This is a genomic window from Bacteroides sp. RTP31139st1_H2_RTP31139_211217 (assembly GCF_040227615.1).
Lineage (GTDB): Bacteria > Bacteroidota > Bacteroidia > Bacteroidales > Bacteroidaceae > Bacteroides > Bacteroides uniformis.
Map to the genome: position 1 here is coordinate 37,278 of NZ_JBCNZM010000002.1, position 20,652 is coordinate 57,929.

At 47.9% G+C, this 20,652-nt stretch carries 16 protein-coding genes; 12 read left to right on the top strand and 4 right to left on the bottom strand.

Going from position 1 to position 20,652, the window contains the following annotated elements; genetic code table 11:
- Nucleotides 1-48: 48 nt before the first annotated feature.
- The 3 genes from ABUA47_RS00565 (at nt 49) to ABUA47_RS00575 (ending at nt 2,758) form a co-directional block, all read left to right on the top strand.
- Complete coding sequence (locus tag ABUA47_RS00565; RefSeq protein WP_005828584.1) at nt 49-960, top strand: NDP-sugar synthase; 912 nt, start codon at nt 49-51, stop codon at nt 958-960.
- Nucleotides 961-1,413: 453 nt separating this feature from the next.
- Complete coding sequence (locus ABUA47_RS00570) at nt 1,414-1,746, top strand: DUF3795 domain-containing protein (RefSeq protein ID WP_034528899.1); 333 nt, start codon at nt 1,414-1,416, stop codon at nt 1,744-1,746.
- 235 nt (nt 1,747-1,981) lie between these two features.
- Nucleotides 1,982-2,758, top strand: coding sequence for a class I SAM-dependent methyltransferase (locus ABUA47_RS00575; RefSeq protein WP_034528898.1), 777 nt, complete (start codon nt 1,982-1,984; stop codon nt 2,756-2,758).
- Nucleotides 2,759-2,832: 74 nt separating this feature from the next.
- Here the strand turns inward: ABUA47_RS00575 and ABUA47_RS00580 are convergent, their stop codons facing one another.
- Entirely contained in the window at nt 2,833-3,681 is an 849-nt protein-coding gene (locus ABUA47_RS00580) for a helix-turn-helix domain-containing protein (RefSeq protein WP_005828555.1), read from the bottom strand.
- Nucleotides 3,682-3,901: 220 nt separating this feature from the next.
- Between ABUA47_RS00580 and ABUA47_RS00585 the strand changes: the two genes are divergently transcribed.
- From ABUA47_RS00585 to rodA, 9 genes are all read left to right on the top strand, one after another.
- Nucleotides 3,902-5,395 carry an ATP-binding protein gene (locus ABUA47_RS00585; RefSeq protein WP_347774707.1) on the top strand — a complete coding sequence of 498 codons (1,494 nt, stop codon included), beginning with the start codon at nt 3,902-3,904 and terminating at the stop codon, nt 5,393-5,395.
- 104 nt (nt 5,396-5,499) lie between these two features.
- Entirely contained in the window at nt 5,500-7,461 is a 1,962-nt protein-coding gene (abc-f, locus tag ABUA47_RS00590; protein WP_035450317.1) for a ribosomal protection-like ABC-F family protein, read from the top strand.
- A 20-nt stretch (nt 7,462-7,481) separates the two neighbouring features.
- Nucleotides 7,482-9,518, top strand: coding sequence for a M13 family metallopeptidase (locus ABUA47_RS00595; protein WP_117689267.1), 2,037 nt, complete (start codon nt 7,482-7,484; stop codon nt 9,516-9,518).
- Between the two features lie 160 nt (nt 9,519-9,678).
- Entirely contained in the window at nt 9,679-11,202 is a 1,524-nt protein-coding gene (gene purH / locus ABUA47_RS00600) for a bifunctional phosphoribosylaminoimidazolecarboxamide formyltransferase/IMP cyclohydrolase (RefSeq protein ID WP_005828546.1), read from the top strand.
- A gap of 122 nt (nt 11,203-11,324) precedes the next feature.
- Nucleotides 11,325-12,347: a rod shape-determining protein gene (locus ABUA47_RS00605; protein WP_005828544.1), complete on the top strand. Its 1,023-nt coding sequence runs from the start codon at nt 11,325-11,327 to the stop codon at nt 12,345-12,347.
- Nucleotides 12,347-13,192 (top strand): rod shape-determining protein MreC, encoded by an 846-nt coding sequence (gene mreC / locus ABUA47_RS00610; protein ID WP_005828542.1) that lies wholly within the window; start codon nt 12,347-12,349, stop codon nt 13,190-13,192. The genes ABUA47_RS00605 and mreC overlap by 1 nt, the downstream gene beginning before the upstream one ends.
- A 106-nt stretch (nt 13,193-13,298) precedes the next feature.
- Nucleotides 13,299-13,802, top strand: coding sequence for a rod shape-determining protein MreD (gene mreD / locus ABUA47_RS00615; protein WP_005828540.1), 504 nt, complete (start codon nt 13,299-13,301; stop codon nt 13,800-13,802).
- Nucleotides 13,803-13,821: 19 nt separating this feature from the next.
- Nucleotides 13,822-15,690 (top strand): penicillin-binding protein 2, encoded by a 1,869-nt coding sequence (gene mrdA / locus ABUA47_RS00620; RefSeq protein WP_034523063.1) that lies wholly within the window; start codon nt 13,822-13,824, stop codon nt 15,688-15,690.
- A gap of 84 nt (nt 15,691-15,774) precedes the next feature.
- Nucleotides 15,775-17,232: a rod shape-determining protein RodA gene (gene rodA, locus ABUA47_RS00625; protein ID WP_009037257.1), complete on the top strand. Its 1,458-nt coding sequence runs from the start codon at nt 15,775-15,777 to the stop codon at nt 17,230-17,232.
- Between the two features lie 317 nt (nt 17,233-17,549).
- Here the strand turns inward: rodA and ABUA47_RS00630 are convergent, their stop codons facing one another.
- From ABUA47_RS00630 to holB, 3 genes are all read right to left on the bottom strand, one after another.
- Nucleotides 17,550-18,035 carry a gliding motility lipoprotein GldH gene (locus tag ABUA47_RS00630; RefSeq protein WP_009037256.1) on the bottom strand — a complete coding sequence of 162 codons (486 nt, stop codon included), beginning with the start codon at nt 18,033-18,035 and terminating at the stop codon, nt 17,550-17,552.
- Nucleotides 18,013-19,389: a regulatory iron-sulfur-containing complex subunit RicT gene (gene ricT, locus ABUA47_RS00635; RefSeq protein ID WP_181981456.1), complete on the bottom strand. Its 1,377-nt coding sequence runs from the start codon at nt 19,387-19,389 to the stop codon at nt 18,013-18,015. The genes ABUA47_RS00630 and ricT overlap by 23 nt, the downstream gene beginning before the upstream one ends.
- A 73-nt stretch (nt 19,390-19,462) precedes the next feature.
- Entirely contained in the window at nt 19,463-20,590 is a 1,128-nt protein-coding gene (holB, locus tag ABUA47_RS00640; protein ID WP_005828533.1) for a DNA polymerase III subunit delta', read from the bottom strand.
- Between the last annotated feature and the right edge of the window lie 62 nt (nt 20,591-20,652).

Sequence of the window (20,652 nt, forward strand, 5' to 3'; positions counted from 1 at the left end):
AGCCGTTATCAACTGTGATATACTAACCTTTTTAAATAATAACTAAATATGAAACCAACTTTATTCTTATTGGCAGCCGGCATGGGCAGCCGTTATGGTGGCTTGAAACAATTGGACGGACTAGGCCCGAATGGCGAAACTATCATGGATTATTCTATTTACGATGCCATCAATGCCGGTTTTGGAAAGCTCGTTTTCGTAATTCGTAAAGATTTTGAGCAGGATTTCCGCGACAAGATTATTTCCAAATACGAAGGCCATATCCCCTGCGAACTGGTATTCCAGTCCATCGATGACCTTCCCGAAGGCTTCACCTGCCCCGAAGGCCGTACCAAACCTTGGGGAACCAACCATGCTGTAATGATGGGTGCCGATGTAATAAAGGAACCGTTTGCTGTTATCAACTGCGACGATTTCTACGGTCGTGATTCCTTCCAGGTAATGGGCAAATTTCTTGCAGCCCTTCCCGAAGGTTCCAAAAATGTATATTCCATGGTAGGCTTCCGCATCGGTAATACATTGAGCGAAAGCGGTACCGTATCCCGTGGTTTGTGCGGAACGGATGCAAACAACTTGTTGACTTCTGTAGTAGAGCGTACCAAGATTCAGCGTATGGACGGCGAGGTGAAGTACATCGATGATAACGGTGAATGGACTGCCACTCCCGAGACGACTCCGGTCAGCATGAACTTCTGGGGCTTTACTCCCGATTACTTTGCTTACAGTGCAGAGTTTTTCAAGAGCTTCCTGAGCGACCCGAAGAATATGGAGAATCTGAAAAGCGAATTCTTCATCCCGCTGATGGTGGATAAGCTGATTAACAATGGCACTGCTACCTGCGAAGTGCTCGATACAACCAGCAAGTGGTTCGGTGTGACTTATCCCGAAGACCGTCAGAGTGTAGTCGACAAGATTCAGGCTTTGGTGGATGCGGGTGAGTATCCTGCGAAGCTGTTCTAAAGTAAGACGGAAGGATAACTTGATTCGCATTAATTTATTTGGGTAAAAGAACAAAAGGACAAATATGGGGAAGGCGTTTGCCAGAGCTATATTTGTTCTTCTGTTTTCTGTTCACGAGGTGTCTGGTGCAAGCATACTGAAATGTTGGAACAGAACCCTGCATTGGGCTCACCGATATTGGAACCTTTGAAATCAGATTACTCCAAGTATGTCCGGAACAGCGTAGGGAATTGGTTAAATGATGCAAGTAAGACGCAATCCGGATTTGTAAGGAAGCTTTGCAGGCGTTGGGAAAGTGAAACGAAAGAGACCAAGTATATCGTTAAGAAAGCGCTGAGGACTGTCGGTAAATGAGTGTCTGTTCCGAGGTATGGGGTGAGTTTTGGGCTTACTGAATCGATGTGCGGGAAAAAGGGCATTATATCCTCAAACATAAATCGTTATAACCAAGTGATGAAACAATTAATTGCATGTTGCGGGTTGGATTGCGAAAATTGCGCCGCCCGTATAGCCACTGTCAATAATGACGATGAGCTGAGAGAGAAAACTGCCAAAGAGTGGAGTGTGCTGAACAATACGCCGGAAATTACGCCGGAAACCATCCATTGTATGGGGTGCCGTGCAGACGGGGTGAAGTTTGCCTATTGCAGCGATTATTGTGCTATCCGCAAATGTGTGTACGAAAAAGGTTTCAATACTTGTGGCGACTGTAAGGAACTGGATACTTGCCAGGTGGTAGGTGCGGTTCTTCAGCATGCGCCCGGTGCAAGGGAAAATCTTTATTAACCGTAAAATCTTTGATTAAATAAAATATTGCGTATCTTTGCAGTATGACAAAGACATTTAAATCGGATTTGGTTTTGTAAACAATCTGTGTTCCCTGCACAGATTGTCCCCCTTTCGTTTACTCTCGGATAACTTCTTTCGAGAGTGTTTTTTTATTGTTATAATTCAAGTTTAATCCGCATATTATGCTGAAGGTATTGTGATACTTTCCGTATATGCAAAATATAGTAAGAAAATGAGTAACGAAAATAAAACTATCCACGATTTCGAACTTAATTTAATCTGTGACTTTTTCTCCAATATGGAACGACAAGGCCCTGGCAGTCCTGAAGCGACGTTGAAGGCATTGAGCTTTGTAGACGGTCTTACCGATGAATCCTTTATTGCCGATATCGGCTGTGGAACGGGTGGCCAGACAATGGTAGTAGCTGGCCATGTGCCGGGGCGGATTACAGGAATTGACCTTTTTCCCGGCTTTATTGATATCTTCAACCGTAATGCAAGGCAGTTAGGCTTGCAGGACAGAGTAAAAGGAATTGTCGGTTCAATGGATGCCCTTCCTTTCGGTGAGGAGGAGCTGGATATGATTTGGTGTGAAGGTGCTATCTATAACATTGGCTTTGAACGTGGCTTGAAGGAGTGGCGTAAGTATCTGAAACCGGGAGGGTATATTGCCGTCTCCGAGAGTTCATGGTTTACGGACGAACGCCCTGCGGAAATCAATGACTTCTGGATGGACGCTTACTCTGAAATGGATACACTTCCCAATCAGGTGACCAAGTTGTACAAGGCGGGTTATCTCCCCGTTGCTACATTCATTCTGCCGGAGAATTGCTGGACAGAGCATTACTTTGCTTCAAAGGTTGCGGCCCAGGAGATTTTCCGTAAGAAATATGCCGGTAATAAAATTGCCGAAGAGTTCAGCTCACTCCAAATGATTGAGGATGAACTATACGGCAAATATAAGGAATTCTACGGTTATGTGTTTTTTATTGCTAAGAAGGTAGATTGATGGCAGACTTCTCTTATTGAGGAATGCGGGTATTCTCATGGCAGAATATCCGCATTTTGTGTTTTGAGTGGATTTTATTGTTTTGAGGATGTGCGGAACTTCTGAGGAGGTATTCCCGTATGACGTTTAAAGAATTTGTTGAAGAAGGCCGCATTATTAAAACCTAGACTCACGGCTATATCCTTTATCGGAGTGTTGGCGGTACAAAGTTGTGCTTTGGCATCCATGATGATAGTATTGTTGATGATTTCCATGGCTGTATGTCCTGATTCCTTTTTGACAAGGCGGCAAAGAGCTGCCGGTCTCATATTCATTTTCAATGCATAATAGGACACTTGATGCTCCCGGACATAGTCTGTGTGTACCAATCGGATAAAAATGCGGTATTGGTTGAAATGCCTGCTGCCCGGAGTCTCTTTTATTCTAGGGCGTTCCGGACAGAGTTCGGATATACCTTGTAACAGATAGGTCAGTAGAGTTTGCAATGAAACTAGACTTGAGGGGCTTTCTGTTCTTTGGTAGAGGTGTGACAAATAGGTCATGAACTCGGCATAAAGCTGGAAGTCCGTTTTCGATAGAGGAAAAATATAGTGTTTGCCTATAATGTGAAACTTATCCATCATGACCTTGCCGGCCCCTGAACTCTGGATAAGTTGTTGGGAAAATATGACGACATATATTTCAGCATCGTCTGACGTGTGTAGCAATTGTACGAAGGTCTCGGGAGGAATAACTAGGAGGGTGTTAGCTTCAACCCTGAATTGAGTATGGTTTATGATGGTTTTCAGAACTCCTTTGGTGCATAGAGCGAAGATACTGGCCTTGGTGTGGTATGGCTTTTCCACTAGCGGATTCAGTTCATTGGTTGTGATATGATTGCAGGCAATGAACTCGGCATTTATATTGAATTCGGATATATTCATGTTGGAGATTTTAAGACACAAAAATGGGGGATAATAATGTATAAATGACAGAGATAACAGTTAAAATCAATATTACGCTCAATTTGTCTCTGTTAAATAAGGTAAAGTTGTGAATAATAGAATATATACATGCTAAAACGGAATATTGATTTATAAGGGTTTGTTTGTGGCATAAGCATTTTAGCCCGAACTTTGCTCCTTGTATGATAAAACAATTCTGATGAATCCGAATGTTCCTCAAGAAGTACGTATAATAAATGCCATCTCCGAGCAGTTGTTCAACTCATGGCCCGTCAGCATTATTATGATTGATTTGGAAGATTGTATCTGGCGTCTGAATCAGCAGGTGATGAATGAACTCCATTTGAATGAGTATGTGATAGGGCGGCGTATCACTGACTTATTGGAAGTGGTATGTGATAAAAAGAATGTGTTAGAAGACCTTTTGCTGCAACTTCGGGAGAGGGATGTGCGGATTATTCCCTTAGATATCAATTGCTTTATACGTGAATTGAAGAGTGGTATCAGTTTTCTGATACAAGGTGCTATGGTGGGAATTCATGAAGATGGACAATTGGTGAGGATTGTACTCTATTTCAGGAATGTGTTGGAAGAACGGACACAGAAGCATTTGCTGAATATTGCGCTGAGCCGCACCCAGATATTTCAATGGTCTTTCGACATGAAACATAATCTGATGATTATAGAACCGCGTTATTTTGAATATTTGGGGATTCCTACGCGTGACTATACGCTGACGCCTGAGGAATTCGCATTTCTGATTCATCCGGACGACCGGAAGGGAGTGTTTGATGCTTTGGCTTTACAGTTGCATGGTAATTTGTACGAACGCCCAGTGGAATACCGTCTACGGAGGGGAGACGGCAAGTGGGAGTGGTTTGAGGCGCAATCTACCTATGTGGGGCAATTGACGGATTTGCCGTTCCGTATCATCGGTATTTGCATGAGTACGCAGAAATACAAGGATACGGAGAATAAATTGAACGAGGCTTTGCAGAAAGCGCAACGTAGCGATGAGTTGAAGAGCGTATTTCTTGCTAATATGAGCCACGAGATACGTACGCCACTAAATGCCATTGTGGGCTTCTCTACACTGCTGGCTTGTGGGGATGCCGACTTGTCGCGGCAGGAGATTATGGAATTTACGTCTTTGATTGAAAAGAACAGCCAGTTGTTAATGGTGTTGATTTCAGATATTCTGGATTTGTCCAAGATAGAATCGAACACGATGGAATTCCATTTTGAGAAGGTTTCTTTAAATGGCATATTGGAAAGCATTTACAGTGCGCAGAAGATGAATCTTCGGAAAGGAGTGGAGTTACTGCTAGACCTTCCGGACCGGGCGGCAGTTATCTATACAGATCCTACGCGTTTGGGGCAAGTTGTCAACAATCTTATCAATAATGCGGTGAAGTTCACTGCTGAAGGACGCATAACCATAGGGTATAGGCTGAAGGACTTTGCTACATTGGAAGTCTTTGTGGAAGATACGGGAACTGGCATGTCGGAAGAAGTTCTGGCGCACATTTTTGAACGTTTCTATAAGGGAGATGCTTTTGTGCAGGGCACGGGATTGGGATTGGCCATTTGCAGGACTATCGTTGAAAGGTTTCATGGAAAAATAGAAGTGGCTTCAACTCTTGGCAAGGGGAGCCGCTTTGCAATTGTCCTTCCGCAGGAAATGCGGGAGTAGTGTTCTCTTTCTTGGATATTTGATGTAATTATGTGAGCGTATGATATTGTATAACGTTGAAAATCGCTACCTTTGCAGTCTTGAACGCTAAATTCATTGACACTATGATATCTGTAGAAGGACTGAAGGTAGAATTTAATGCCACTCCTCTGTTCGAAGACGTCTCTTATGTTATCAATAAGAAAGACCGTATAGCTCTTGTCGGCAAGAATGGTGCCGGTAAGTCCACCATGCTCAAGATATTGGCTGGCATTCAGCAGCCCACTGCCGGCATTGTTGCCGTTCCTCGCGAATGTACTATCGGGTATTTGCCCCAAGTGATGATACTCAGTGACAAGCGCACCGTAATGCAGGAGGCTGAACTTGCCTTCGAGCATATTTTTGAGATGCAGGCGGGCATCGAACGCATGAATCGGCAACTTGCCGAACGTACCGATTACGACAGCGAGGATTACCAGAAACTGATTGACCGCTTCACTCACGAAAACGAACGTTTTCTGATGATGGGCGGCACCAACTACCGTGCCGAAATAGAGCGCACGCTCCAAGGGCTGGGCTTCAGCCGCGAGGACTTTGACCGCTCTACAAGCGAGTTTTCCGGTGGTTGGCGTATGCGTATAGAGCTTGCCAAGCTGTTGCTTCGCCGTCCGGATGTGTTGCTGCTCGACGAGCCTACCAACCACCTTGACATCGAGAGTATCCAGTGGTTGGAGAACTTCCTTTCCACCCGTGCCAATGCGGTGGTGCTTGTCAGCCACGACCGCGCCTTTTTGAATAATGTCACTACGCGTACCATCGAAATAACTTGTGGACGCATTTACGACTATAAAGTGAAATACGATGAGTTCGTGGTGCTTCGCAAGGAGCGCCGGGAGCAGCAACTACGTGCTTACGAGAATCAGCAGAAGCAGATACAAGATACGGAAGATTTCATCGAACGTTTCCGGTACAAAGCTACCAAGGCTGTGCAAGTGCAGAGCCGCATCAAGCAGCTCGAAAAGATAGAGCGCATCGAAGTGGATGAGGAAGACAACTCCTCTTTGCGCCTGAAGTTTGTTTGCAGTAGCCGTAGCGGTAATTATCCCGTTATCTGCGAGGATATGGAGAAATCCTACGGTGGGCACGTTGTTTTCCACGATGTGAATTTGACTATCAACCGAGGAGAGAAGGTTGCTTTTGTCGGTAAGAACGGCGAAGGTAAGTCTACGCTTGTAAAGTGTATTATGGGTGAGATTACGGATTATACCGGTAAGCTTACACTGGGACATAATGTGCAGATTGGATATTTTGCCCAGAACCAGGCACAGCTTTTGGATGAGAGCCTGACTGTATTCGATACGATTGACCGCGTGGCCGTAGGGGATATCCGCCTCAAAATCCGTGATATTCTAGGTGCTTTCATGTTCGGCGGTGAGGCTTCGGATAAAAAGGTGAAGGTGCTCAGCGGTGGAGAGCGTACCCGGCTTGCCATGATAAAACTGCTGTTGGAGCCGGTGAATTTCCTGATTCTCGACGAACCTACGAATCATCTTGACATGCGTTCCAAAGATGTGTTGAAGGAGGCTATCCGCGATTTTGACGGAACGGTGATAATAGTCAGCCATGACCGTGATTTTCTGGACGGTCTTGCGACTAAAGTGTACGAGTTTGGTGGCGGACTGGTGAAGGAACATCTGGGAGGAATTTATGATTTCCTGCAAAAGAAGCAGATAGAGAGCCTGAATGAGTTACAGAAATCCCCTTCACTTTCCGCTTCGCCCACTGCCGGTAAGGCGGCATCGGGAAATGCTGGTGCAGAACCGGTTCAACCCTCGGCAGCCAAACTCTCTTATGAGGAGCAGAAGGAGCTTAATAAGAAGCTCAAGAAACTGGAACGTCGCGTTGCCGATTGTGAAGCGGAGATAGAGCAGACGGAGGCTGCCATTGCCATTCTTGAGGCCAGGATGGCCACACCGGAAGGTGCTTCGGACATGTCGCTTTATGAGCAGCACCAAAAACTGAAAGAGCAGCTTGACCGCGTGATGGAAGAGTGGGACGCGGCTACTGTAGAGTTGGAGAATCACTAACTATTATATTTTATATGTTTATGAAAGCAAATCATTTGTTACCCATTGCAGCATTCTGTCTGATGACGGCTTCCTGCAACACCGGCAAGCAGCAGGCTGAACTTACAGCAGGCATCCAGCTCGCCAATCTTGACACAACGGCTCTACCCGGAACTGACTTTTACCAATACGCATGTGGCGGTTGGATGAAGAACAATCCGATTCCTGCTGAATACTCACAGTACGGTTCTTTTACTATCCTTGCAGAAAACAACCGCAAGCAGATTCAAGGACTGATTGAAGAGCTTGCCGCCACCCAGCACGAAGCCGGCAGCGTGGCACAAAAAATCGGTGACTTGTACAAAATCGTAATGGACAGCGTGAAGCTGAACAAGGACGGTGTAGCCCCCATCAAGGCTGAACTCGACCAGCTGGCTGCTTTGAAGGACAAGAAGGAGCTTTATGCCTTGCTGGGCGATATGCAGAAGAAGGGTATCATCGCCTACAACGTGCTGTATGTTGGCGCTGACGAAATGAACAGTAGCATGAATGCTGTACAGACCTATCAGACCGGGCTGAGCATGGGCGAACGTGAATACTATCTGGAGAATGATGAGGCTACTGCCAAAATTCGTGATGCTTTCCGTACACATGTACAGAAGATGTATCAGTTGGCTGGTTTCGACGAGGCTACTGCCAAGAAAGGTATGGAGGTGGTGATGGATGTGGAAACACGTCTTGCCAAGGCTTTCCGCTCTCGTACGGAGTTGCGTGACCCGCATGCCAATTATAACAAGATGAGCATGGAAGAGTTGAAGAAGAATTATCCTACTTTCGATTGGGATGCTTATTTGTCTGCCATGGGCTTGAAGGATGTGAAGGAAATCATCGTAGGCCAGCCCGCTTCACTGAAAGCTGCTGCCGATATTCTGGATACGCTGCCCATTGAACAGCAGAGCCTTTATCTGCAATGGAAATTGATTGATTCTGCCGCAAGCTTGCTGAACGATGCTATGGCAGAACAGAACTTCGACTTCTACAGCCGCACCATGAGCGGTACACAGGAGATGCAGCCCCGCTGGAAGAGAGCGGTAAGCACTGTAAGCAGCGCGCTGGGCGAAGCTGTAGGTCAGATGTACGTGGAGAAATATTTCCCTGCTGCTGCCAAGGAGCGTATGGTGACTTTGGTGAAGAACTTGCAGGAAAGCCTGGGCGAACGTATCCAGAATCTTGCTTGGATGGGTGATTCCACTAAGGTGAAAGCTCTGGAGAAACTGGCTACCTTCCATGTGAAGATTGGTTATCCCGACACTTGGAAAGACTACTCCACACTGGAAATCAAAAACGACTCTTACTGGGCAAACATGGAACGTGCCAACGAGTGGAGCCATGCCGAAATGATAGCCAAGGCCGGCAAGCCGGTGGATAAGGACGAATGGCTGATGACTCCGCAGACCGTCAACGCTTACTATAACCCGACTACGAACGAAATCTGTTTCCCCGCCGGTATCCTGCAATATCCTTTCTTCGATATGAATGCGGATGATGCCTTCAACTATGGTGCCATCGGTGTGGTAATCGGTCATGAGATGACTCACGGATTCGACGACCAGGGTCGCCAGTACGACAAGGACGGTAACCTGAAAGACTGGTGGACTGCTGAAGATGCCAAGAACTTTGACGAGCGTGCTCAGGTGATGGTGAACTTCTTCGATAGCATCGAGGTTGCTCCGGGCGTATATGCCAACGGACGCATGACATTGGGTGAGAATATTGCCGACCACGGTGGTCTGCAGGTTTCTTATCAGGCATTCAAGAAAGCTACGGCTGCCAAGCCGCTGCCGGTGCTGGATGGTCTTACTCCCGAACAACGTTTCTTCCTGGCATACGCAGGTGTATGGGCCAATGATATCCGTCCCGAAGAAGTGTTGAACCGCACGAAGAGTGATGTGCATTCATTGGGCGAATGGCGCGTAAACGGTGCATTGCCGCAAATCGGTGCTTGGTATGAGGCATTCAACGTGACAGAAAAAGACCCGATGTTCTTGCCGGTAGAAAAACGTGTATCTATTTGGTAAACCAACAAAATAACCCTTAAAAAAAGGCGGCAGACTGGAAACAGATGCCGCCTTTTTTAATTATACCTAATTTATTGTGTATGAATGTATGTATGAATAAACAAAATTTGTAACTTTGCGCATCAAATACTAATATACGCATACTTTAATACGCAAATCCATGTCTGAAACAAAAAGAATCAAAACAGCTCTGGTATCTGTTTACCATAAGGAAGGTTTGGACGAAATCATTACCAAACTGCATGAAGAAGGTGTAGAGTTCCTCTCAACCGGTGGAACCCGTCAGTTTATAGAATCCCTGGGTTATCCCTGCAAGGCAGTGGAAGACCTCACTACATACCCTTCCATCCTGGGCGGACGCGTGAAGACTTTGCATCCGAAGGTTTTTGGAGGTATTCTTTGCCGCCGCGGATTGGAGCAAGACATGCAACAGATTGAAAAATATGAAATCCCCGAAATAGACCTCGTCATCGTTGACCTCTATCCGTTTGAGGCTACCGTTGCCAGTGGTGCCGAAGAACCTGCCATCATCGAAAAGATTGACATAGGTGGTATCTCCTTGATTCGTGCCGCAGCCAAGAACTACAACGACGTGGTTATCATCGCTTCGCAAGCACAATATCAGCCGTTCCGCGACATGCTGATGGAACATGGTGCCACTACTACCATCGAAGAGCGCCGTTGGTTTGCCAAAGAGGCGTTCGGAGTGTCTTCACACTATGATTCTGCCATCTTCAACTATTTCGATGGCGAGGAAGGTTCCGCTTTCCGTTGCTCTGCCAACAGCCAGAAGACTTTACGCTATGGAGAGAATCCGCATCAGAAAGGTTATTTCTATGGCAATCTGGATGCTATGTTCGACCAGATTCACGGTAAGGAAATCTCTTATAACAACCTGCTCGACATCAATGCTGCCGTTGACTTGATTGACGAATTCAAGGATACGACTTTCGCTATCCTGAAGCATAATAATGCTTGTGGACTGGCTTCACGTCCCACTGTGCTCGAAGCATGGAACGATGCGCTTGCCGGTGACCCGGTATCCGCTTTTGGTGGTGTGCTCATCACTAATGCCGTGATTGACAAGGCTGCTGCCGAAGAAATCAATAAAATTTTCTTTGAGGTGATTATCGCTCCCGATTATGATGTGGATGCGTTGGAAATCCTCGGTCAGAAGAAGAACCGTATTATCCTGGTCCGCAAGCCGGCAGCTCTGCCTAAGAAGCAGTTCCGTTCTTTGCTGAATGGCGTATTGGTTCAGGACCGCGACCTTAAGGTGGAAACTCCTGAAGAATTGAAGACTGTAACTACGAAGGCTCCCACTGCACAGGAAATTGAGGATATGCTCTTTGCAAACAAGATTGTGAAGAACAGTAAGTCGAATGCCATTGTGCTGGCAAAAGGAAAGCAGTTGTTGGCAAGTGGTGTAGGTCAGACCAGCCGTGTGGATGCTTTGAAGCAGGCTATCGAGAAAGCCAAAAACTTCGGTTTCGACTTGAATGGCGCTGTAATGGCAAGTGACGCATTCTTCCCTTTCCCCGACTGCGTGGAAATTGCCGGCAATGAAGGCGTAACAGCCGTCATCCAGCCGGGTGGAAGTATCAAGGATGAACTCTCGTTTGAATATTGCAACGAGCATGGCATTGCCATGGTAACTACGGGATTCCGTCACTTTAAACACTAATTCGGATTTACGATTTGACGATTTACGATTTACGATTGAAGTTACATCGTAAGTCTGAATCTCAAATTGTAAACAAGAGGAATATCAATCGTAAATCGTAAATAGTTAAATCGTAAATATTAATGGGATTATTCTCCTTTACACAAGAAATAGCGATGGACCTTGGCACAGCCAATACCATCATCACCACGAATGGCAAGATTGTGGTGGATGAGCCTTCGGTGGTGGCTTTGGACCGTCGTACCGATAAGATGATTGCCGTGGGTGACAAGGCAAAGATGATGCACGAAAAGACCCACGAAAACATACGTACCATCCGTCCGTTGCGCGACGGTGTGATTGCCGACTTCTATGCCTGCGAGCAGATGATACGCGGACTTATCAAGATGGTGAACAACCGTAACCGTCTCTTCTCTCCGTCACTCCGCATGGTAATCGGGGTTCCTTCGGGCAGTACCGAAGTGGAGCTGCGTGCCGTGCGCGACTCTGCCGAGCATGCCGGCGGGCGCGACGTTTATTTGATTTTCGAGCCGATGGCTGCTGCCATCGGTATCGGTATCGATGTAGAGGCTCCCGAAGGCAACATGATTGTTGACATAGGTGGTGGTTCTACGGAAATTGCCGTTATCTCTTTGGGAGGTATCGTAAGTAACAACTCCATCCGCATTGCCGGTGACGACTTGACTGCCGATATTCAGGAATACATGAGCCGCCAGCACAACGTGAAGGTCAGCGAGCGTATGGCTGAGCGTATTAAGATTAATGTGGGTGCTGCCTTGACGGAACTCGGTGAGGATGCTCCTGAAGACTATATCGTTCATGGTCCGAACCGCATCACGGCATTGCCCATGGAAGTGCCGGTATGCTATCAGGAAGTGGCGCATTGCTTGGAGAAGTCTATCTCTAAGATTGAGACAGCCATCTTGAGCGCATTGGAAAATACGCCTCCCGAATTGTATGCCGACATCGTTCACAACGGTATCTATCTTGCCGGTGGCGGTGCATTGCTTCGTGGACTGGATAAGCGTCTGACTGATAAAATAAACATACCGTTCCACATTGCGGAAGACCCCTTGCATGCCGTTGCCAAAGGTACGGGCGTGGCATTGAAGAACGTTGACCGCTTCTCATTCTTGATGCGGTAATGCGAAATTTATTAAACTTTCTCATTAAATATAATTACTGGTTCCTCTTTCTTCTGTTAGAGGTTGCCAGTTTTATTTTATTATTTCGCTTTAATCATTACCAGCAGAGTGTGTATTTCACCTCTGCCAATGGCGTGGCGGGGAAGGTTTATGAAATATCGGGTGGCATCACTTCCTATTTCCACTTGAAGACGGCCAACGAAGACCTGCTCGACCGCAACATGTGGCTGGAGCAGCGGCTTTCGTTTCTGGAAAATGTCTTGAAGGAGAAAGGATTGGACTCCGCCAGGTTGTACAGCATGGAACGGCTTGCTCCTACGGAGTATCAGATATTCAAGGCGAATGTCATAAAGAACAGCTTGAACAAGGCTGACAATTATATCACTTTAGACCGTGGAACAACAGAAGGTATCCGTCCTGAGATGGGAGTTGTAGATGCCAATGGCGTGGTGGGTATTGTGTATAAGACCTCTCCCCATTACTCGTTGGTCATTCCGTTGCTGAACAGCAAGTCAAGCATCAGCTGTAAGATTGTGGGCAGTGATTATTTCGGTTATTTGAAGTGGGAGGGAGGTAATTCCCGTTTTGCCTATCTGAAGGATTTGCCCCGGCATGCCGAATTCAATCTGGGAGATACAGTAGTGACCAGCGGCTATTCCACCGTGTTTCCAGAAGGTGTCATGGTGGGGACGGTGGATGACATGTCTGACTCGCACGACGGGCTTTCGTATCTGTTGAAGATAAAGCTGGCTACGGACTTTGGAAAGGTGAGCAATGTGCGCGTCATTTCCCGCAACGGGCAGGATGAACAAAAGGCATTGGAGTCGAGGGCAGACGAGAAGTGACTAAGAAATTAGGGATTAGGGGTTAAGGATTAGGGATTAATCATCTTTATATCTTATAACTTATACACTCAATAACTTGTAACTCGTAACTTATAACTCATTAGCGTTGTTAATTAATTATCTGCATAAAATAGGATGGTTCATAGGCTTGGTACTGTTGCAGGTGCTGATATTGAACAATGTGCATATTGCAGGATATGCCACTCCATTTCTGTATATCTACTTGATACTGAAGTTTGAGTCGGACACTCCCCGCAATGCGTTGATGTTGTGGGCATTCTTTTTAGGGCTGGCTGTCGACGTCTTTTCCGACACACCGGGGATGAACGCTGCCGCTACGGTGTTGCTGGCTTTCTTGCGCCCCACTTTCCTGCGGCTGTTCGTGCCTCGTGACACGCTGGATACACTGGTTCCGGCCATCCGTACAATGGGGATTCTTCCTTTCCTGAAATATCTGGTTGTGAGTGTGCTGATACATCACGGCTTGTTGCTTACCCTCGAATTCTTCTCTTTTGCCCATATTGGTACGCTGTTGTTGAGAATTGCGGCAAGTACCCTGCTTACTGTGACCTGCATTATGGCTGTTGAGGGAATAAGAAAGAAAGGATAAAGGGATTAAGGATTAGGAATTGATGAAAGACTATACACTGGAAAAGCGGAAATATGTAATTGGAGCGGCGGCTATTGTCATCGTTCTTATTTACGTGTTCCGGCTGTTCGACCTGCAAATCATGACTGATGACTACAAGAAGAACGCGGACAGTAACGCTTTTCTGAACAAGATACAATATCCATCACGGGGGGCTATCTACGACCGTAACGGTAAGTTGCTCGTGTTTAACCAGCCTGCCTATGATATTACGTTTGTGCCTCGGGAGGTGACGCAGCTGGATACACTCGACCTTTGCAGTGCCTTGAACATTACCCGTGAGCAGTTTGACAAACGGATGAAGGACGTCAAGAACCGCTGGATGAACCCCGGTTATTCCAAATACACCCATCAGGTGTTCATGACGCAGCTTTCTGCCGAAGAGTGCGGTGTGTTTCAGGAGAAGCTGTTCAAATTTCCAGGTTTCTATATTCAGCGGCGTACTATCCGCCAATATACCTATAACTCTGCCGGCCATTTGCTGGGAGACATCGGCGAAGTGTCCAAGAAAGACATTGAGAACGATGACTATTATATTCGCGGAGACTATATAGGCAAGCAAGGCATCGAGAAATCCTATGAAAAGTATCTGCGTGGAGAGAAGGGGGTGGAGATTCTGCTTCGTGACGCTCACGGGCGCATCCAGGGACACTACATGGACGGACAGTTGGACCGTTCCTCCGTACCCGGCAAGAACCTGACACTAGGCATCGACATTGACCTCCAGATGTTGGGCGAACGGCTGCTTCAACACAAAATCGGTGCCATTGTGGCCATCGAACCGGCTACGGGTGAGATTCTGTGCATGGTTTCCTCGCCTACCTTTGACCCTCATCTGATGATAGGGCGCCAGCGGGGAAAGAACCACCGCCTGCTGCAGATGGACAAGCGGAAGCCTTTGTTGAACCGTGCCATCATGGGAGCTTATCCGCCGGGCTCCACCTTCAAGACGGCGCAGGCACTGACTTTCCTTCAGGAAGAGATTATCCACGAAGATTATCCGACTTTCCCTTGTGCGCATGGTTTCAATCATAAAGGCCTTCATGTGGGATGTCACGGACATGGTTCGCCTCTGTCGCTGATTCCTGCCATCGCTACCTCTTGTAATTCCTATTTCTGTTGGGGATTGTATCGCATGTTCGGTGATAAAAAATACGGTTCGCCGCAGAATGCCATTACCGTATGGAAAGACCACATGGTATCGCAGGGCTTCGGCTATCGGCTCGGTACCGACCTCCCCGGCGAACAGCGTGGACTGATACCGAATGCAAAGTTCTACGACAAGCCCTATCGGGGTTCGTGGAACGGTCTGACGGTGATTAGTATCTCCATCGGGCAGGGAGAGATTCTTGCCACCCCGTTGCAGATAGCCAATCTGGGTGCCACCATTGCCAACCGGGGGCATTTCATTACTCCGCACATCGTGAAGGAGATAGAAGACAATGAACTGGACAGCATCTATCGCAATCCCCGTTATCCCACCATCGACCGCGAATATTATGAAATGGTGGTGAAAGGCATGCGTGCCGCTGTAGACGGAAGTACGGGTAGCGCCACTTGCCGCATGGCGGGAGCCATCCTGCCGGGTGTGGAGGTCTGCGGAAAGACGGGCACGGCACAGAACCGCGGCAAGGACCATTCTGTCTTTATGGGCTTTGCCCCGATGGACAACCCTAAGATAGCCATTGCCGTCTATGTGGAGAACGGTGGTTTCGGTGCCACGTATGGCGTACCTATCGGTGCCATGATGATGGACCAGTATCTGCATGGAAAGCTGTCGCCCGAGAATGAGATACGGGCGGAAGAATTCAGTAACCGGGTGATACTTTACGGAGATGAGGAGAGATGATGATTAGGGATTAAGGATTAGGGGTTAGGGATGAACGGTGAGTGACTTCAATAGTAAATAGTAAATCGTAAAATCGTAAATAAATTGGTGACAAGGAGAGATAGCATATGGAAATCATTGGACTGGGTGACGATTGTCGTTTACCTGCTGCTGATTGTATTCGGCTGGTTCAGTGTCTGTGGGGCGAGTTATGATTATGGTGACCGTGACTTTCTGGACTTCTCTACGCGTGCCGGCAAGCAGTTTGTCTGGATTATATGTTCCTTCGGGCTGGGGTTTGTGCTGCTGATGCTGGATGATTCCCTCTATGACATGTTCTCCTACCTTATATATATAGGGCTGATGCTGTTGCTGATTGTCACGATATTCATTGCGCCCGACACGAAAGGGTCGCGGTCGTGGCTCATCCTGGGGCCGGTCAGTTTGCAGCCGGCGGAGTTTGCCAAGTTTGCCACGGCGCTGGCGCTTGCCAAGTATATGAGTGCCTACTCGTTTACGATGAAGAATTGGAAAAGCTCCCTTATGTTGGCTTTCCTGATTCTCTTCCCCATGTTGCTGATTATCCTACAGCGGGAGACGGGTTCGGCATTGGTGTACTCTGCATTTTTCCTGATGCTTTATCGGGAGGGAATGCCGGGCGTGGTACTGTTCTCGGGTATATGTGCAGTGGCCTACTTTGTGGTGGGCATCCGTTTTGATGCGGTGATGATTGCCGATACACCGACGCCTATCGGAGAATTTGCCGTACTGCTGATGGTACTGCTCTTTGCCGGAGGTATGGTGTGGGTTTATAAAAAGCGCTGGGAACCCACACGGAATATTATCGGCGGTTCGCTGGGAGTGCTGCTCGTGGCTTATCTGATTTCGGAATATGTGGTACCCTTCAACTTGGTGTGGGTGCAGTGGGGGCTTTGTGCACTTGTTGTCGGGTATCTTGTCTTTCTTTCTTTAAGCGAGCGCCATTTATCTTATTTTCTGATTGGGCTGTTTGCTTTGGGTTCGATAGGTTTCCTCTACTCCAGCGACTACTTCTTCAATAAAGTGCTGGAGCCCCATCAACAGATACGTATCAAGGTGGTGCTCGGTATGGAAGAGGACCTTGCTGGTGCCGGCTATAACGTGAACCAGTCGAAGATAGCCATCGGCTCCGGGGGGCTGACCGGCAAAGGTTTCTTGAATGGTACGCAGACAAAGCTGAAGTATGTGCCGGAGCAAGATACGGACTTCATTTTTTGCACCGTGGGTGAGGAGGAAGGATTCGTAGGGTCTACGGCTGTACTATTACTGTTCCTTATTCTTATTTTACGGCTGATTGTCGTGGCCGAGCGGCAGCAATCTCCCTTTGGCCGGGTGTATGGTTATTCTGTGCTTAGTATATTCTTGTTCCATCTATTCATCAATATAGGCATGGTGCTGGGGCTGACCCCCGTCATCGGTATCCCGTTGCCTTTCTTCAGTTACGGAGGTTCTTCTCTCTGGGGATTCACAATCCTGCTGTTTATCTTTCTGCGGATTGATGCGGGACGTAATCGCCGAATTTAGTTATGACCGTTTCCTTGTGGGACATACGAATGGACTTGATTATCATTACATTGCATTTACACATTGTTTACATCGTAATGTAACGGCCGTTACATCGCATTGTAACGTCCTTTACGCTGTATCGTAACGACTTTTACGCTATATTGTAACGCCCTTTACATGCTGGTGTAACGGTCGTTACATCCTGGCGTAAAAGACGTAACGCTACGAGGTAAGAGGGCAAGTTATGATACCCCGCCCGTTTCCGCTTCAAGGAGACGTGAGTGGGAGACTGAGGTGGTTGTTAGAAGAAGGTAATAAAGAACAATAGGGAGTTCCTATCTCTTCAGTTTGATGCCGATGTCATTGATTCCTTGCAGCCTTTCGTCCGGTAGCGTATAGGCCACTTTAAAGAGGTAGGTGCCGGGTTTGCCGATTCGAACGCTTCCTGCGGAGACGGCAGTCTGATAGAGACCTCCCCAGCCGTCACCTTTCCAGATTCCTTCTTTGTCCGCGAGGATTAGCTGTATGGTGTCCGTGGGTGACGGAATGGAATCTGCGGTGGTGTAGCAGATGGATAGAGGTAGATTCTGATAGGGGTAGTTGCTTCGGTTACGAACTTCCAAAGACAGTTTGTAGTAGGTCAGTGAGTCGGTGACCTTCACGTCGAAAGAGAGCGTGTCTTCGCGCAGCCAGCCTTCGGTGGGAAGGGATTGGAAGGAATGGTATACAGTCTGTTTGTCGCAAGCGCTCAGCAGGCTTGCGACAAACAGTAGTATGATACCTTTCAGGCAGAGATTCCTATTCTTGAGCCGGTTTGTCATTTTGGGCAGGTCTTTCACCTTGAGGTTTGGGCTTATTGTTACGGGGCGGACGACGGTTGTTATTGTTCCGTTGTTGACGTTCGCCTTGTTGCTGTTCACCTTGTTTGGGTGCTTGCCGGTCTTGTTTCTGTCTCGGTTGCCGGTCTTGCCTGGATTGTTCTCTCTGGTTGTTGGATTGCGGAGCACCCTGCTGCTCACCTCCTTGCGGACGACCGTTTCCACTCTTTTTCTTTCTCTTGTTACGGCTGTTGTTGCTGTTCTCGCCACCGTTGCCGTCACTGCCACTCTTGCCTTTCCGGCTGCGGTCAAAGCGAGTGAGACTCTCTTGTTCCAGCAAGTCCACCGGCTTTTTGGGTTCGGAACGATGGGTTTCTTCTATCAGGCTGTCGGGCTTGATGCCACGTCTGTTCAAACCGATAATCTCGAAGGCGCGTCTGCCGCTGATGGTCACCAGGTTGGCGGGGATGTTCTTGTCGCTTGAGTAGGTTATCTGGTTGCTCAGAATGTCGGCTTTGAAGAAGAAGAACTCACCGTCTTTGGTCTCTAAGGTAATCTCGCGTGAGGGCAGGCGTTTCTGTGCTTCCACGTAGCAGTCTACTTCGTAGTTGAGGCAGCACTTCAGTTTGGCGCATTGTCCGGCAAGCTTCTGCGGATTCAGTGAAATGTCCTGGAAGCGCGCCGCGCTGGTGGATACCGATACGAAGGAGGTCATCCAGGTGGCGCAGCACAGCTCGCGTCCGCAGGGACCGATACCGCCGATGCGTCCGGCTTCCTGGCGGGCACCAATCTGTTTCATCTCGATACGCACGCGGAAAGCGTCGGCAAGTACCTTGATGAGCTGGCGGAAGTCCACCCGTTCGTCGGCTATGTAGTAGAAGATGGCCTTGTTGCCGTCTCCCTGATATTCCACGTCTCCAATCTTCATGTTGAGGTTGAGGTCCAGGGCTATCTGACGCGAGCGTATCATGGTGGAGTGTTCACGGGCTTTTGCCTCGTTGTACTTCTCCATATCCACAGGCTTCGCCTTGCGGTAGATGCGTTTGATGTCTGCCTCAGACTTGATATTGGCTTTCTTCATTTGCAGCGGCACGAGACGTCCGGTCAGGGTCACCACACCGATATCATGTCCGGGGGTGGCTTCTACGGCTACGATGTCGCCTTTCTCCAGGGGTATCTTGTTGCTGTTGCGGAAATATCCCTTGCGGGTATTCTTGAACTGAACCTCTACCAGCTCGCTCTCATCGGCATTGCCCGGAATGTCTGCCAGCCAGTCGTAGGTGTTCAGTTGCTTGTCCTGCCTGCCGCAACTCTTGCAGCAGAGACCTCCGCTTCCGTTATGTAGTTTAAATTCCATCATCTATTTATTTACTATTTGACTATTTACTATTTACGATTTGATACTTTGCATTTCATTATTTTGCCACTTTTCATTGTTTCAATAAAACAATCATTTTGAGAGAGAAGTCGAAAAACACCATGCGGGCGTTTACGTTCTGCTCGATGTGGCGTTGCGCTTCACTTAGTTCGTCCATGATACCCATGACGTTCCGTTCGTTGACAAAGGGGGCGAAACGGGTGGCGAAGTTCTGTTCGGGCAGCGTCATGTAGTTCATCTCCTTGCGGTGCAGGTTGTAGATGAAGTTCTCGCGGGTCATGCGCTGGCAGTAGTCCAGGAAGTTCTTCTGCCGTTCGCGTCCCATGGCAGCAAGCTGCTCGCTCCATTGTTTCATTTCCCGTATCTTGCGCTGGTAGGAGAGTCGCATCAGGCTGACAAAGAGGTTGAAGAACAGTTCGTTCTCTTCGTTCAGATGGATGGTCTCCAATGCTTTGATGAAGTCTCCGTTTGCCAGGTGGGCTATCGTCTCGCTGTCGCGGGGCTGCACTCCGTACTTCTGCTGCAGGGCTTCGGCTATGTCGGCTTCTTCAATCTTGGGAATGTTGAAGCGCTGCGTGCGGCTGAGGATGGTGGGTAGTATCATTTCCGGAGCTTCGGAGATGAGGAGGAATATCGTTTTCTCGGGTGGCTCTTCCAGCAGTTTCAGCAGCTTGTTGGCGCATACTTCATGCAGCTTTTCGGGTAGCCATACGATGGTGACTTTGTAACCTCCTTCACTGGATTTCAGACTCAGCTTGCGGGTTATCTCGTCGCTTTCTTTGGCATAGATAATAGCTTGTCCGTTTTCGGCATCCATCTCGTTCAGCCAGTGGTTCAGCCCGAAGTAGGGGCTGTTCAGCAACAGGTGCCGCCAGTTGGCGATATAGTCGTCGCAGACTTCCTTTTTCCCTTTGGCGCTCTTGACGATAGGGTATACGAAGTGTACGTCCGGGTGCACCAGCTTATTCCATTTTACGCAGGAGGGACAAGTACCGCAGGCATCGGTTTCCGTCCGGTTGGGACAGCAGATGTAGCGGGCATAGGCAAGTGCCAATGGGAGTTTTCCTACTCCGGCAGGGCCACAGAAGAGTTGTGCGTGGGGGATACGTCCTTCCTGCACTTCTTGTATCAGCCTTTGCTTGGCTGCCTCTTGGCCTATTATGTCCTTGAAACTGAACACGGGTTAATTAGTTATAAGTTATTACTTGTGACACTGCCTATTGTCAATTGTCAACTGTTGAT